This window comes from Micromonospora sp. NPDC005291 (assembly GCF_040607415.1).
Lineage (GTDB): Bacteria > Actinomycetota > Actinomycetes > Mycobacteriales > Micromonosporaceae > Micromonospora.
Map to the genome: position 1 here is coordinate 40190 of NZ_JBEXGR010000027.1, position 14462 is coordinate 54651.

At 72.1% G+C, this 14462-nt stretch carries 15 protein-coding genes; 12 read left to right on the forward strand and 3 right to left on the reverse strand.

Annotation, left to right across the window (positions count from 1 at the left end):
- Positions 1-23: 23 nt before the first annotated feature.
- The gene (locus ABZT18_RS27770) at positions 24-686 is read right to left on the reverse strand and encodes a PadR family transcriptional regulator (protein ID WP_354997208.1); all 663 of its coding nucleotides are present in this window, start codon (positions 684-686) and stop codon (positions 24-26) included.
- A gap of 122 nt (positions 687-808) precedes the next feature.
- Between ABZT18_RS27770 and nadD the strand changes: the two genes are divergently transcribed.
- The 10 genes from nadD to ABZT18_RS27820 all read left to right on the forward strand — a co-directional run bounded on the left by nadD (position 809) and on the right by ABZT18_RS27820 (position 10055).
- Positions 809-1405, forward strand: coding sequence for a nicotinate-nucleotide adenylyltransferase (gene nadD / locus ABZT18_RS27775; RefSeq protein WP_354997207.1), 597 nt, complete (start codon positions 809-811; stop codon positions 1403-1405).
- 110 nt (positions 1406-1515) lie between these two features.
- Positions 1516-1923 (forward strand): ribosome silencing factor, encoded by a 408-nt coding sequence (gene rsfS / locus ABZT18_RS27780; protein ID WP_354997206.1) that lies wholly within the window; start codon positions 1516-1518, stop codon positions 1921-1923.
- Entirely contained in the window at positions 1920-2549 is a 630-nt protein-coding gene (locus tag ABZT18_RS27785; protein WP_354997205.1) for a histidine phosphatase family protein, read from the forward strand. Before rsfS ends, ABZT18_RS27785 begins: the two co-directional genes overlap by 4 nt.
- A gap of 72 nt (positions 2550-2621) precedes the next feature.
- A complete protein-coding gene (locus tag ABZT18_RS27790; RefSeq protein WP_354997204.1) occupies positions 2622-3476 on the forward strand; it encodes a DegV family protein in 855 nt (284 codons plus the stop codon).
- Positions 3477-3479: 3 nt separating this feature from the next.
- Positions 3480-4259, forward strand: a complete 780-nt coding sequence (locus tag ABZT18_RS27795) for an SDR family oxidoreductase (RefSeq protein WP_354997203.1) — start codon at positions 3480-3482, stop codon at positions 4257-4259.
- Positions 4260-4495: 236 nt separating this feature from the next.
- A complete protein-coding gene (locus tag ABZT18_RS27800) occupies positions 4496-4870 on the forward strand; it encodes a VOC family protein (protein ID WP_354997202.1) in 375 nt (124 codons plus the stop codon).
- A 263-nt stretch (positions 4871-5133) separates the two neighbouring features.
- Positions 5134-5958 (forward strand): ComEA family DNA-binding protein, encoded by an 825-nt coding sequence (locus ABZT18_RS27805; protein ID WP_354997201.1) that lies wholly within the window; start codon positions 5134-5136, stop codon positions 5956-5958.
- Positions 5959-5996: 38 nt separating this feature from the next.
- Positions 5997-8372 (forward strand): ComEC/Rec2 family competence protein, encoded by a 2376-nt coding sequence (locus ABZT18_RS27810; protein WP_354997245.1) that lies wholly within the window; start codon positions 5997-5999, stop codon positions 8370-8372.
- 283 nt (positions 8373-8655) lie between these two features.
- A complete protein-coding gene (gene holA / locus ABZT18_RS27815; protein ID WP_354997244.1) occupies positions 8656-9636 on the forward strand; it encodes a DNA polymerase III subunit delta in 981 nt (326 codons plus the stop codon).
- Positions 9633-10055 (forward strand): hypothetical protein, encoded by a 423-nt coding sequence (locus tag ABZT18_RS27820; RefSeq protein WP_354997200.1) that lies wholly within the window; start codon positions 9633-9635, stop codon positions 10053-10055. Before holA ends, ABZT18_RS27820 begins: the two co-directional genes overlap by 4 nt.
- 82 nt (positions 10056-10137) lie before the next feature.
- On the opposite strand, the gene rpsT is transcribed toward ABZT18_RS27820, so the two are convergent.
- Together rpsT and ABZT18_RS27830 are read right to left on the reverse strand one after the other, a co-directional pair.
- Positions 10138-10404 (reverse strand): 30S ribosomal protein S20, encoded by a 267-nt coding sequence (rpsT, locus tag ABZT18_RS27825; protein WP_354997199.1) that lies wholly within the window; start codon positions 10402-10404, stop codon positions 10138-10140.
- Positions 10405-10646: 242 nt separating this feature from the next.
- Positions 10647-11621 (reverse strand): phosphotransferase, encoded by a 975-nt coding sequence (locus ABZT18_RS27830; RefSeq protein WP_354997243.1) that lies wholly within the window; start codon positions 11619-11621, stop codon positions 10647-10649.
- Positions 11622-11694: 73 nt separating this feature from the next.
- Here ABZT18_RS27830 and ABZT18_RS27835 point away from each other — a divergent pair, with 73 nt between their 5' ends.
- Positions 11695-12231 carry a DUF4240 domain-containing protein gene (locus ABZT18_RS27835; protein WP_354997198.1) on the forward strand — a complete coding sequence of 179 codons (537 nt, stop codon included), beginning with the start codon at positions 11695-11697 and terminating at the stop codon, positions 12229-12231.
- Between the two features lie 115 nt (positions 12232-12346).
- Positions 12347-14224, forward strand: a complete 1878-nt coding sequence (lepA, locus tag ABZT18_RS27840) for a translation elongation factor 4 (RefSeq protein ID WP_355252850.1) — start codon at positions 12347-12349, stop codon at positions 14222-14224.
- Positions 14225-14462 lie beyond the last annotated feature (238 nt).

The following is a 14462-nucleotide window of genomic DNA, read 5'->3' on the forward strand; positions in this document are numbered from 1 at the left end:
GCGCACCCCGCCGGGGCCGTCCGTCAGTCGGGAGTGCTGGGGTCCGGCGTGCTGGTCCTCTGTGCCAGCTCGGTCAGCTCCGCCGGCATCTCGCCGGTCTCGTGGAAGGCCCGCCACATGGCGAGCCCTGGGTAGCTGCCCGAGGTCAGCTCGGCGAGCAGCGCCCGCAGCCAGGCCGCCTCGGCGGCTCGCATGGCCAGGTCGTACTCCGACTCCACCAGGAACAGCCGCGGGATCTCCCGCAGGTACGCGTCGAGCGTTTCGCGGTCCTGGCGGATCGCGTCCTCCAGCAGGTTGAGGCGCCGCCGCAGCAGGTCGGTGGCCTCGTCGGGATGCAGTGCGGCGAGCACGGACAGGCCGGCGCGGAAGCGGGGATGCTCGGGCATCGGGGTGGAGACCAGCTCGCGGGCCCAGTCGACCAGCTCGGCCCGCCCGGCGTCGGTGATCCGGTAGACGGTGCGTTCCGGGCGTCGGCCTTCACGGAGGCTCTCCACGGCCTCGATCATGTGGTGTTTGTCCATGTTGCGGATCACCGTGTAGAAGGACCCCCACTTGACCTCCATGTCCTGGTCCTTGCCCCAGGTGCGCAGTGTGGTGGCGATCTCGTACGGGTGCATGGGCCGCTGGACCAGGGCGGACAGCACGGCCAGCGCCAGCAGGTTGCCGACCTTGCGCCGCTTCGGCACGACGTCCTCCTATTCCTTGTATCCGATTACTTGTCTACGAGTATATGGCCACGGGTGCCCGGAACGCGACCCCTGGACCGGGCCCCAACGGTGCGCCGCGACGTCCGGCCTACGATCACGGGGTGGAGGAAGATATCCGGCGGATCGGGATCATGGGTGGCACCTTCGACCCGATCCACCACGGGCACCTCGTCGCGGCCAGCGAGGTAGCGGACCGGTTCGGCCTGGACGAGGTGGTCTTCGTCCCCACCGGGCAGCCGTGGCAGAAGGCCGACGAGCCGGTGAGCCCTGCCGAGGACCGGTACCTCATGACGGTCATCGCCACCGCCTCCAACCCCCGCTTCCAGGTCAGCCGGGTCGACATCGATCGCAGCGGGCCGACCTTCACGGTCGACACCCTGCGCGACCTCCAAGCTGAGTACGGCCCCAAGGTGCAGCTGTTCTTCATCACCGGCGCGGACGCGCTGCAACGCATCCTGTCCTGGAAGGACCTGGACGAGATCTTCGAGCTGGCCCACTTCATCGGGGTGACCCGGCCCGGCTTCCCGCTGACCGACAAGCACCTTCCGGCCGACACCGTCAGCCTGATCCAGGTGCCCGCGATGTCCATCTCGTCGACCGACTGCCGCGCCCGGGTCGCCCGGGGTGAGCCAGTCTGGTACCTGGTGCCCGACGGTGTGGTGCAGTACATCGCCAAGCGGAGCCTCTATCAACGCTGACCACGCCCGGTATGGCCCTGTCTGTGCGCCTAACCGACCAGAACTGACCGGTCGAGGCGTCGGCGGGTATGAGACGCTTGGAGGATCGCACGCTTGATCGAAGGAGAACGGTGACAGTTTCCGAACGCGCTCACGAGCTGGCTATCGCGGCCGCCCAGGCCGCCGCCGACAAGAAGGCGCAGGACATCGCGATCATCGACGTCGGCGACCAGCTCGCCATCACCGACGCGTTCGTGCTCGCTGCGGCCCCCAACGAGCGTCAGGTGCTGGCCATCGTCGACGCCATCGAGGAGAGCCTGCTGGAGCTACCGGAGAAGGCCAAGCCGGTGCGGCGCGAGGGCGAGCGGGGTGGCCGCTGGGTGCTGCTCGACTACGTCGACATCGTGGTGCACGTCCAGCACACCGAGGAGCGCGAGTTCTACGGGCTCGACCGCCTCTGGAAGGACTGCCCCACCATCCCGTTCGTCGACCGGGACCTGGTCGAGGCCGACGCCAGCGGGCCCGCCGCAGCCGAATGACCCGACTGATCGTCTGGCGGCACGGCAACACCGACTGGAACGCCGCCAACCGCGTCCAGGGGCAGACCGACGTACCCCTCAACGCGCTGGGTCGCGACCAGGCCCGCGCCGCCGCCCCGCTGCTCGCGGCGCTGCGGCCCGACGCCATCGTGGCCAGCGACCTGAGCCGCGCAGCGGAGACCGCCGCCGCGCTCGCCGCGTTGACGGGGCTGCCGGTACGCACCGACGCCCGGCTGCGCGAGCGGCACTTCGGCCAGTGGCAGGGTCTGCACCTCACCGAGGTCGCCGAGCGCTTCCCGGAGGAGTACGCCCGCTGGCGGGCCGGCGACCCCGCCCCGGGCGCCGACCTGGAACCGCTGCACGACCTCGGCGAGCGGGTGGCCGCCGCGCTACTGGAGGCCGCTGACACGGCACCCGGCGGCACTGTGGTGATCGCCACCCACGGTGGCGGCTCCCGGCAGGGCGTCGGTCACCTGCTCGGCTGGGAGTCCAGCGTGCTGCGCAGCATCGGCTCCCTGGCCAACTGTCACTGGACCGAGCTGCGCCACGACGACGTCCGGGGTTGGCAGTTACGGGCCCACAACGTCGGCCTGATCACCGCCCCGATCACCGTCGACGCCGTCTGAGCACGGCGCTCGTCCCGGCTCGGTGCACTCGCGCTTCGGCGTTCGGGGCCTCGATCGGCTAGCGTGCCGGGCATGCCAGTCGCGGTCGTCATCGACTCCACCGCCTATCTTCCGCCCGAGCTGGTGCAGGCACACCGGCTGACCGTCGTCCCGTTGACCGTCGTGCTCAACGGCGCGGAGGGGCTGGAGGGGGTGGAGACCCAGCCGGCCGACGCCACCCTGGCGCTGAGTGGTCGCCGGGTCACGGCGACCACCTCCCGCCCCGCGCCCGAGCAGTTCGCCCGGACGTACCGCCAACTGCTCGACGCCGGCGCCGACGGGATCGTCTCCGTGCACATCTCCGCCGCGCTGTCCGGCACGGTCGAGGCCGCCCGCCTGGCCGCCGCCGACCTGGACGGCCGGGTCGAGGTCGTGGACAGCCGCTCGGCCGGCATGGGGCTGGGGTTCCCGGCCATCGCGGCCGCCACGGCCGCCGCTGGTGGCGCCGACCTGTCCGGGGTGCGCGACGCGGCGCTCACCGCCGTCGAACGGACCACCGTCTGGTTCTACGTCGACACGCTGGAGTTCCTTCGCCGGGGTGGCCGGATCAACGCGGCCGAGGCACTGTTCGGCACCGCCCTGTCGGTCAAGCCGATCATGCACATGCCGGACGGGGCGATCGTGCTGCGGGAAAAGGTCCGTACCGCCAGCCGGGGAGTGGCCCGACTCGTCGAGCTGGCCGTCGAGGCGGCCGGGGACGACGACGTGGACCTCGGGGTGCACCACCTGGCCGCGCCGCAACGGGCCGAGGTGCTGCTCGCCGCGCTGACCGAGCGGCTCGGTGACCGGCTGCACGACACGTACGTCTCCGAGGCGGGCGCGGTCGTCGCCGCGCACGCCGGCCCGGGCCTGGCCTGCGTGGTCGTCCACCGCCGACCGGAGGGCTGAGCAGTGCCCACGTCGTGCGTGGTGGTGACCGGGGGCGGCCGTGGTGTCGGGCGGGCCGTGGTGGAGCGCCTGGTGGCGACCGGTGCCACCGTCGTCGTGCTGGAGCGCGACGCGGACGCGGTCGACTGGCTCGCCGGGCACCCGGCCGCCGACCGGCTCGTCGCCGTTGTCGGCGACGCCGCTGACGAGCGGGTGGCCGAACACGCCGCCGAGCTGGCCGAACGCGCCGCGCCCCTGACCGGCTGGGTGAACAACGCGGCGGTGTTCCGCGACGCCATGCTGCACTCCGCGTCGGCCGACGTGGTGCTGGACCTGATCGGGCTGAACCTGCGCCCGGCCGTGGTGGGCGCCGCGGTGGCCGTCCGCCGGTTCCTGGCCCGCTCCGCCGGCGGCGCGATCGTCAACGTCTCGTCGCACCAGGCCCGCCGCCCCGTGTCGGGGGCCCTGCCGTACGCGACGGCGAAGGCCGCCGTTGAGGGGCTGACCCGGGCGCTGGCGGTCGAGTACGGGCGGCACGGTATCCGCGCCAACGCCGTCGCGCTCGGCTCCATCGCCACCGAGCGGCACACCGACTTCCTGGCCGCGCAGGATCCCACCCAGGCCGAGTGGATCGACGCCGAGCTGACCCGGCTGCACCCGGTGGGCCGGATCGGGCGGGCCGACGAGGTGGCATCGGCCGTCGCGTACCTGCTGTCGCCTGCGGCGAGCTTCATCAACGGGGTGACGCTGCCGGTGGACGGGGGACGGGCAGTGCTCGGCCTCGACCCGGAGGCCCGCGAGTAGCTGGTGTGAGCGTGAGCCGATCCGGCTCGCCGTGTTAGCGTTCGTCCGCGCCCCAGATGGGCCTACCCCCCGGAGGTTCTGGCTACTTCAGCCACCACGCCGAGATCGACGCGACGCACGCGTCTCTCGCGCGGAATCCGGGGCGACGGCGCCCTCGGGGCTTCGTCATCGGTGTGGCTGGGTGAACGCTGGGGGCTTCCGGTCGGGTCATGGGATCGACCGGGAAGACGGTACGCATGACAGTCACGTTCAACCACACCATCATCGCCACCAAGGACAAGCACGCCTCGGCCGCGTTCTACCGGGAGCTGTTCGAGCTGCCGGAGGCGCCCTCGTGGGGGCCATTCGTCAACATCCAGCTGGACGAGGGCGTACTACTGCAGTTCGCCGAGCCGCCGGTGGACATCCAGATGCAGCACTACGCGTTCCTGGTCGACGACGAGCTGTTCCCGAGGTGTCTGGCGTTCGTCGAGGGGCGCGGCATCACGTACTGGGCCGACCCGCAGATGAAGCGCGAGGGGGAGACCAACACCGAGCACGGTGGGCGGGGCTTCTACTTCATGGACCCGGCGGGGCACGCGATCGAGATCATCACACGGCCGTACCTGTAGCAGCCTCAACGCCGGCGACCGGCCAAACGCTCTGCTGCCACAACCGGCACTCGACCACGGCGAAAGCGCCCTCGGGGTAAGAGGGATCACCGCTCCTCGGGCGGTCCGCGGATGGAGCCCTCGCCCGCCTGGACTCCTGAACCACGGGCCGTCTTCCTTAGCAGATCAGGGCTTGATCAGGGCGTTGTCCACAGTGGCGCGGGTTGTCCACAGGGCGGTGCCGCCACACCCCACTGTCCCGGCCGTCGCCATAGCGTCGCGCTGTGTCGCACGACGAGGAGACAGAGGTACGCCAGCGCCTGCGCCGGCTGACGGACCCGCCGCTGGGTGTGCCGCCACCCACGGCAGGGGTGCCGCTCGTGGGCGTACCTCTGGTGGGCGCGCTGCCGCCCCGGGTCGGGGTGCCGCTCACCGAGCCGGGCGCGGGCGTACCCGTCGCAGCGGAAGGCAGCGCGGCCTCGCGGCTGCCCGGGCCTGGGGCGTTCGATCCCGGGCGGCGTGGCGTACGGGCGCTGGCGGTCGTCGCCGTGGTGGTCGTGTTGGGCGCGGCCGGTTGGGCCTGGCGGTCCCGGCCGCAGTCGGAGCCGGTCACCCCGCTGGTCAGCGAGGCCGCGCCGGTCGATCCGGTGGGCGACCCCAGCGCGTCCGGCCCCGGCGATTTGGTGGTGGCGGTCGCGGGCAAGGTTCGCAGGCCTGGTCTGGTGCGGTTGCCGGCCGGGTCCCGGCTCGCCGACGCGGTGCAGGCGGCCGGTGGTGCGCTCCCCGGGGTCGACGTGGCGCTGCTCAACCCGGCACGCAAGGTCACCGACGGCGAGCTGATCGTGGTCGGGGTGACGCCGCCGCCGGTGCCGGGCGGTGCGGCCGGGCCGGCGGCGGGTGGGGCGGCACCCGCCGCCGGGCCGCTGAACCTCAACACCGCCACGCTGGCGCAGCTCGACGCGCTGCCCGGGGTCGGGCCGGTGCTCGCCCAGCGGATCCTCAGCCACAGGGACCAGCACGGCGGGTTCAAGGCCGTCGGCGACCTGCGCCAGGTCGATGGGATCGGCGACGCACGGTATGAGCAGCTCAAGGACCTGGTGACGGTGTGAACGGCCGTCCCGTCGCCGGGGACCCGTCGCCGGCGAGCATGAGCGTTGCCCAGGAACAGACCTTGCCGCCGGATCTGCGGCTCGCCGGGCTGGCCGTGGCCGCCTGGCTCACGGCGCTCGCCGGCCTGCATATCGGCAGCCGCTCGCTCCTGCTGGTGGCCGGGGTGGCGGCCATCCTGACGGCCCTCAGCGCCCTGCACCTGCTCGGTCGCCTCGGCCGTCCCGGGGCCGCAGTCCGCCGCTACGGCTGGATCGCCGTCGCGGTCGGCCTCGGTGTGGTCTGCGCAGGGGCGGTCACGGCAGCCCGGCTCGCCGTCCGGGACGCGCCGCCGATCCGCGCCCTGGCCGAGCAGCGCGTTCTGGTGACCGCCGACCTGGTGGTTCGGGACGATCCGCGGCCGATCCGGAGCGCCGGCCGGCCGGGCATGCTGCTGGTGCCGACCGAGATGGTTCGCCTCACCGGCCCGGATGGCCGTCGGATCCATGCGTCGGTGCGGCTGCTCGTCCTGGCCACCGACCCGGCCTGGCAGGGTCTGCTGCCCGGGCAGCGCCTCGCCGCCGAGGGACGCCTCGGCGTTCCGCGCGGTGGTGACCTCACCGCGGCGGTGCTCAGCACCAACGGTCCACCGGAGCGGCACGGTGTGTCGTCCTGGGCGCAGCGTGCCGCCGGGACGCTGCGGGCCGGCCTCCAACGGGCCTGTGCGCCGCTGCCCGACGATCCGGGCGGGCTGTTGCCAGGGCTGGTCGTGGGGGACACCAGCCGGTTGCCACCCGCCGTCGAGGCGGATTTCCAGGCCACCGGGATGACGCATCTCAATGCCGTTTCGGGGTCCAACGTGGCAATTGTGGTGGGCGCGGTGTTGCTGCTGGCCCGGTGGGCACGGGCCGGCCCGTGGCTCGCTGTCGGGCTCTGCGGGGTGGCGCTGGTGGGTTTCGTCATCCTGGTCCGCCCGTCGCCGAGCGTCGTACGGGCCGCCACGATGGGGGCGATCGGGCTCGCCGCGCTGGCCGCCGGTCGTCCCCGGGCCGCACTGCCCGCGCTGGCTGCCGCCGTCACCGTGCTGGTGCTGGTCGACCCGGAGTTGGCCGGCGACGCCGGGTTCGCGCTCTCGGTGCTGGCCACCGGTGGTCTGCTGCTGCTCGCGCCCGGCATGCGGGACGGGCTGCGTCGGCGGGGCGTGCCGGCAGGGCTGGCCGAGGCGTTGGCCGTGCCGGCGGCCGCGCAACTGGCCTGCGGGCCGGTCGTCGCCGGGATCTCCGGCACGGTCAGCCTGGTGGCGGTGCCGGCCAACCTGCTGGCGGTGCCGGCCATCGCGCCAGCGACCATGCTGGGTGTGGCAGCGGCCATGGTCTCGCCGATCTGGCCGGCCGGCGCAGAGTTCGCCGCGTGGCTGGCGAGTTGGCCGGCCTGGTGGCTGGTCGTCATCGCCCACCAGGGCGCTCGGCTGCCAGCCGGCAACCTGCCCTGGCCGGGCGGGGCGTTGGGGGCGCTGCTGCTGGCCGGGTTGACCGTGGCGCTGCTGATCGCGGTGCGCCGGCCACTGGTACGTCGGCTGGTAGCGGTGGTTGGTGTCGGCGCGCTGCTGGGGGCTCTCCCGGTCCGGCTGGTGGCCTCCGGCTGGCCACCCGCTGGTTGGGTGGTGGTGGTCTGCGCGGTGGGCCAGGGAGATGCCGTGGTGTTGCCGGTCACCCCCGGGCGGGCGGTGGTGGTGGACGCCGGGCCGGAGCCTGCGGCGGTGGACGGCTGCCTGCGTCGGCTCGGCGTACGGGAGGTGCCGCTGCTGGTGATCAGCCACTTCCACGCCGACCACGTGGGTGGGGTGGCCGGCGTGTTCCGGGGACGACGGGTGGGCGCCGTGCTGATGCCGTCATCAACGGATCCGGAGAGCGGCCGGGACCTGGTCCGGGCGGTGGCGACCGCCGGCAGGGCTGCGCTGCTGACCACCGTGGCCGGTGCGCGACATCCGATCGGTGGAGTCGACCTGCTGGTGCTCGGCCCGCCGTACCCGCTCGCCGGCACGAGATCCGATCCGAACAACAACTCGCTGGTGCTGCGCGCCACGGTGGCCGGGGTGCGGATCCTGCTGCCTGGCGACGCGGAGACCGAGGAGCAGCACGCGATGGTGGAGCGGGCGGCGCCCGGCCAGTTACGGGCGGACGTGTTGAAGGTCGCCCACCATGGTTCGGCGTACCAGGACCCGGGTTTCCTTGACGCCGTTCGGCCGGCAGTCGCGCTCGTACCGGTGGGCACAGGCAACACCTACGGGCACCCGAACCCGGGGCTGCTCGCCCGGCTGAGCAGGGGCGGCGCCCGGGTGCTGCGCACCGACACCGACGGCGACCTGGCGGCGGTGCGGACGAGCGACGGCCTGGCGGTGGCCCGGCGAGGCGTGCCAGCGGGCCGACAACCCTGATAGGCCGGAGCAACGCGACGAGGACTTCAAATTGGGATCGCCGACGTGGGGGTATCACTGGCGGTTCGACAGCGCGATATCGCTGATCTCGTGTGGATCAAGCGAGGGGCTTTCATGCGGTGGTCGGCCGGGTGTCGAGCCATCCCTGCGTTGGGGCTGAATCAGTGGGTGAATTGCGAATTGAATGGCAAAATAGGATTAATGTCGGGATTTGCGCCTAGTGCAGGCTGCGCCGACCAAGTAGCGAATGAGCAGGCACGATCCCGGCGCGGGCCGTGCGAATATGGGCGGCGTGACCCCCGCCAGCCTCGCCCCCATTCTGCTCGTCCTCGGTGACGAGGAGCTGCTCGCCACGCGCGCGGTCACCGAAGCTGTCGCGAAGGTTCGCAGCGTCGACCCCGAGGTGGACGTCCGCGAGTACCAGGCCGGTGCGCTCACCGTCGGCGAGATCGCCGAGATGCTCAGCCCCTCGCTGTTCGGCGGCCGACGGCTGCTCATCCTGCGCTCCGGCCAGGACGCCCGCAAAGACCTGGTCGCCGCGCTGCTGGCGTACGCGAAGAACCCCGACCCGGAGGTCCAACTCCTGGTGCTGCACCTGGGCGCTGCCAAGGGCAAGGCGTTCGCCGACGGGTTGCGGGCGGCCGGCGCGACGGTGGTCCCGGCGGCCAAGCTCAAGGGGCACCGCGACCGGGTGGCCTTCGTCCGCGACGAGGTCCGTCGAGCTGGCGGGAAGTGCACGGACGACGCCGCCGAGGCGCTGATCGCGGCGGTCGGCAACGACCTGCGTGAGCTGGCCGCCGCCTGTTCCCAACTGATCGCCGACACCGACGGGCGGATCGGCGCCGACACGGTCAGCCGTTACTACCGGGGCCGGGTCGAGGTGACCGGCTTCACCGTGGCGGACGCCACCATGGTCGGCGACGTGCCGGCGGCGCTGGAGGCGCTGCGCTGGGCCCTGCACGTCGGGGTCGACCCGGTGCCCATCGCCGACGCACTGGCCGACGGGGTGCGCACGGTGGCACGGGTGGCGTCGGCCGGGCGAGGCAACCCGTACCAGCTCGCCAGCAGCCTCGGCATGCCCGCCTGGAAGATCGAGCGGGCGCAGCGACAGGGACGCGGCTGGACACCGGAGGGCCTGGTCCGGGCCATGCAGGTCGCCGCCGAGTGCAACGCGGCCGTCAAGGGCGGCTCCGACGACCGGGCGTACGCCCTGGAACGCGCGGTCTTCTCGGTCGCGGCGGCCCGGCAGGGCAGCGCCAGGTGACGGGGGCGAACCGCCCGGCGTGGGCCACCATCGGAGTCGACGAGGAGCGTTACCGGCCGCTCTACGCCCGACTCCTCGGCCTGCGGTTCGTCAACCCCGGTGGGGTGCTGTGCTTCCTGTTCTTCGAGGGCACCATCGCCCTGGCGGTGCTGCTCGCCCTCGCCGAGCTGGTCACCTGGTGGGCGGTGCTGGTGCTGCCCGCCGTGGTGGCGGCGATGGTCAAGCTCAACGACATGGTGGCCGCGATCGTGGTCCGTTCCGCCGCGCTCGTGCCCGAGCAGGAACGCGACCGTTTTCGCCGGCAGATGGAGCCGGTGGTCGGCCGAGCCCGGGTGGAGTGGATCTCGCACAGCGTCACCGGTGTGGTGATCACTGCCGAACCGGTGCCGCCCAGCCGCCGTTCCGACCCGTCAGACTGAGCGTCGACCGGCCGACCTGCGGACATACGGAAGCCCCGGACCGAGGCCCGGGGCTTTCCGAATCAATCTGACGGTGAAGTCGTCAGACGGAGAGCGCCACCACGCGCTTCGCGATCGCGGACTTGCGGTTCGCGGCCTGGTTGGAGTGGATCACGCCCTTGCTGACGGCCTTGTCCAGCTTGCGCGAGGCGTCCTGCATGAGCGCGGTGGCCTTCTCGACGTCACCGGCCTCAGCAGCCTCGTTGAACTTCCGGACGGCGGTCTTCAGCGACGACTTGACCGACTTGTTGCGCAGCCGGGCCTTCTCGTTCTGCCGGTTGCGCTTGATCTGGGACTTGATGTTCGCCACGCGACAGCCTCGTCTTGATAGCTCGGGTTGGTCAGCTTATGCGCGGGATGACGAACATGCGTCATCGCTGCGCGAAGAGCCAGGCTATCAGGTCGCCCCGGCCGAGCCAAAACGGCTCGACCATGGCGCGGACGGACCCGGCCCGTCGGGGACCAGATTACCCGGCCGTTCCGACCGGTCGCCATCAGCCTTGGCGGAGGGCCAGCCCGTCACCGCCAGCTCTGGCAGGGGGCCAGCCCGCGTCACCGCCAACCCTGGCGGCGGGCCAACCAGTCGAGCGACTGCTCGCCGCTCCACCGCTGATGGGCGGGCAGGTGCGGCGAGGCCGTCGGCGGTGCCGCAGCGGCGCCGGTGAGGTAGTACCCGGCCAAAGCCGCCAGGGTCGCGTCCAGCGCGTCCGGGGGTGCGCCCGCGGTCGCCGGGTGCGCGGCGAAGATCCGGTCCGCGTCCAGCCCGCTGGCGTACGCGGTGAGCAGCAGGCCGGCCAGGTCGAACCAGGCCGGCCCGGAACAGACCCAGGTCCAGTCGCAGAACCAGGCTCGACCGTCCGCGTCGATCAGCACGTTGTCGATCCGCAGGTCGCCGTGGATCAGGCCGGTCGCGCCGGCGGCATATCGGGGGAGGCGGGACTCCAGCGCCACCAGCTCGGGGAGTCGGCCCCGGACCGGTGCGGGCAGCGACGGAGTGGGCTCCCGACCGGCGGCGACCTCCTCCCACCAGAGGATGTCCGACCGGGCCAGGTCGGCCAGGTGCGGCAGGCCGAGTGCGGTCAGCTCTACCGGGGGTTCGGCCAGGGCGGCGGCGAGGTCGGCGTACCCGGCGAGGGTGGCGTCCAACTCGGCGGGCACCCAGGGTAGGCGCGGGGTGTGGCCGTCGACGGCGTCGGTGCAGAGCACGAACCAGCCAGCTTCGTACAGGGTCCACCGGGGGCGGGGCGCCGGCAGGTCGGTCGGCAGCCGGTCCAGGATCGCGGCCTCTCGGGCGTACCAGTCGACCAGGTGCGGTTGCTCGGCGGCGGATGCCGCCTTCACGAAGGCCCGGCCACCGTCGGCGGTGCCGAGCACGGCGGCGAAGCCCCGGGTGAAGCCCGCGCCCGCGACCTGGGCGGTGACCACCGGCGCGCCGAGCCGCTCGGCGACCGCGGCCCGCAGCGCCGCCGGCAGCGTCGGCCACGACGGTCGCAGCGCGCTCGCGTGGTACGGCACCGGCGGCAGCATGGGAGGGGACACCCCACCATGCTGCCCCGGGGTACGTGCGCGACGCACGGCGACACTGCCAGACTGCCAAGCCATGAGGACCGAGGACTTCTGGCAGCTGATCGACCAGGCTCGGGCCGGCGGCGGGGGAGAGCCCGGCCCGGTCGCCGCGCGGGCCGTCGCGCTGCTCGCCGAGCGTGACCCGGAGGACATCGTCGGGTACGCCCGGCATCAGACGCGGGTGCTGGCGGCCTCGCACAAGGCGGATCTGTGGGGTGCGGCGTACCTGATCAACGGTGGCGCCTCGGCGGACGGCTTCGAGCACTTCCGGGGCTGGCTGATGACGCAGGGACGGGCGGTCTTCGCCCGCGCGGTCGCCGAACCGGACTCGCTGGCCGAATTGCCCCAGGTGCGGGCGGCCTCGCTCAGTGGCGAGGAGTTCTCCGCCGAGCGGATGCTGTCGGTGCCGTGGGACGCGTACCGCAAGGCCACCGCGACCGAGTTGCCGGCGGACCGGGATCCGGTGCGGACGCCGGACCTCAACGACTTCTGGGACTTCGACGACGAGGAGGAGGCGCGTCGTCGGCTGCCCCGGCTGGCCGCGCTCTTCGTCGAGCCGCCAGTGGAGTGAGGGCCCCAGGGCTGATCCGTCGCCCGCGCAGCGGACGTACCCCGGCGGCGTGGGAACATAGAGGGGGTCGGCGGCGCGCCGGCCTGTTCACGTCAGCCGACCAGAACGGACCGCTGTGCCACCGAAGCTCGATCCCGGCGCGAATGCTCCTGGTGCCACCGAACCCGGTCGCCTCCGGAACTTCGGCATCATCGCCCACATCGACCACGGAAAGTCGACCCTGGCCGACCGGATGCTGCAGCTCACCGGCGTGGTCGACCCCCGGCAGATGCGCGCCCAGTACCTGGACAAGATGGACATCGAGCGCGAGCGCGGCATCACCATCAAGAGCCAGGCCGTCCGCATGCCGTGGACCATCCGCGAGGGTGAGCGGGCCGGCGAGCACGCGGTGCTCAACATGATCGACACCCCTGGTCACGTCGACTTCACCTACGAGGTGTCCCGATCGCTGGCCGCCTGCGAGGGCGCCGTGCTGCTGGTCGACGCCGCGCAGGGCATCGAGGCGCAGACCCTGGCCAACCTCTACCTGGCGCTCGAGAACGACCTGCGCATCATCCCGGTGCTCAACAAGATCGACCTGCCGGCCGCCCAGCCGGAGAAGTACGCCGAGGAGTTGGCGCACCTGATCGGCGGCGACCCGGCCGACTGCATCCGGGTCTCCGGCAAGACCGGCGAAGGCGTTCCGTACCTGCTCGACGAGATCGTCCGGCAGTTCATCCCGCCGGTCGGCGACGCCGCGGCGCCCGCCCGAGCGATGATCTTCGACTCGGTGTACGACGTCTACCGCGGTGTCGTCACCTACGTACGGGTCATCGACGGCCGGATCAGCGCCCGGGACCGGATCAAGATGATGTCCACCGGGGCGGTGCACGAGCTGCTGGAGATCGGCGTCATCTCGCCGGAGATGGTGAAGGCCGAGGCGCTCGGCGTCGGCGAGGTCGGCTATCTGATCACTGGTGTGAAGGACGTCCGGCAGTCCCGGGTCGGTGACACGGTCACCATCAACAGCCGGCCGGCGACCGAGGCCTTGGGCGGTTACAAGGACCCGAAGCCGATGGTCTACTCCGGCCTCTACCCGATCGACGGGTCGGACTACCCCAACCTGCGTGAGGCACTGGACAAGCTCAAGCTCAACGACGCCGCGCTGGACTACGAGCCAGAGACGTCCGGCGCGCTCGGCTTCGGCTTCCGCTGCGGCTTCCTCGGCCTGCTCCACCTGGAGATCATTCAGGAGCGGCTGGAGCGCGAGTACAACCTCGACCTGATCTCCACGGCGCCGAACGTGGTCTACCGGGCGATCACCGACGACGGCGAGGAGATCGTCGTCACCAACCCCAGCGAGTACCCGACCGGCAAGATCGCCGAGGTGTACGAGCCGGTGGTGCGGGCCACCGTCCTGACGCCCAACGACTACGTGGGCGCGGTGATGGAGCTGTGCCAGGGTCGGCGGGGCACCCTGCTGGGCATGGACTACCTCTCCGCCGACCGGGTGGAGTTGCGCTACACGCTGCCCCTCGCCGAGATCATCTACGACTTCTTCGACCAGTTGAAGAGCCGTACCAAGGGTTACGCCTCCCTCGATTACGAGCCCTCCGACGAGCAGGCGTCCGACCTGGTGAAGGTGGACATCCTGCTGCACGGCGAGCCGGTGGACGCGTTCAGCGCCATCGTGCACAAGGACAAGGCGTACAACTACGGCGTGACCATCGCCGCCAAGTTGCGCACCCTGATCCCGCGCCAGCAGTTCGAGGTGCCGATCCAGGCCGCCATCGGCAGTCGGGTCATCGCCCGCGAGACGATCCGGGCGATCCGCAAGGACGTGCTCGCCAAGTGCTACGGCGGTGACATCAGCCGTAAGCGCAAGCTGCTGGAGAAGCAGAAGGAAGGCAAGAAGCGGATGAAGATGGTCGGCCGGGTGGAGGTGCCGCAGGAGGCCTTCATCGCCGCCCTCTCCTCCGACTCCGGCGACGGCAAGGCCGCCGGGAAGAAGTGAGCCCGCTGCCGGTGCCCCGGCGCTGAAGTGACGAAGACGGCCGGCGCCCCGGCCGGACCGGTCGCGACGACCGGTCGTACGTCGGGGCACCGGCCGTCACCGTGTCCGGGTACGGCACCGGGGTCTCTGCGTGTCCGCCTGCCCGGGGTCTCTGCGTGTCCGCCTGCCCGGGGTCTCTGCGTGTCCGCCTGCCCGGGGTCTCTGCGTGTCCGCCTGCCCGGGGTCTCTGCGTGTCCGC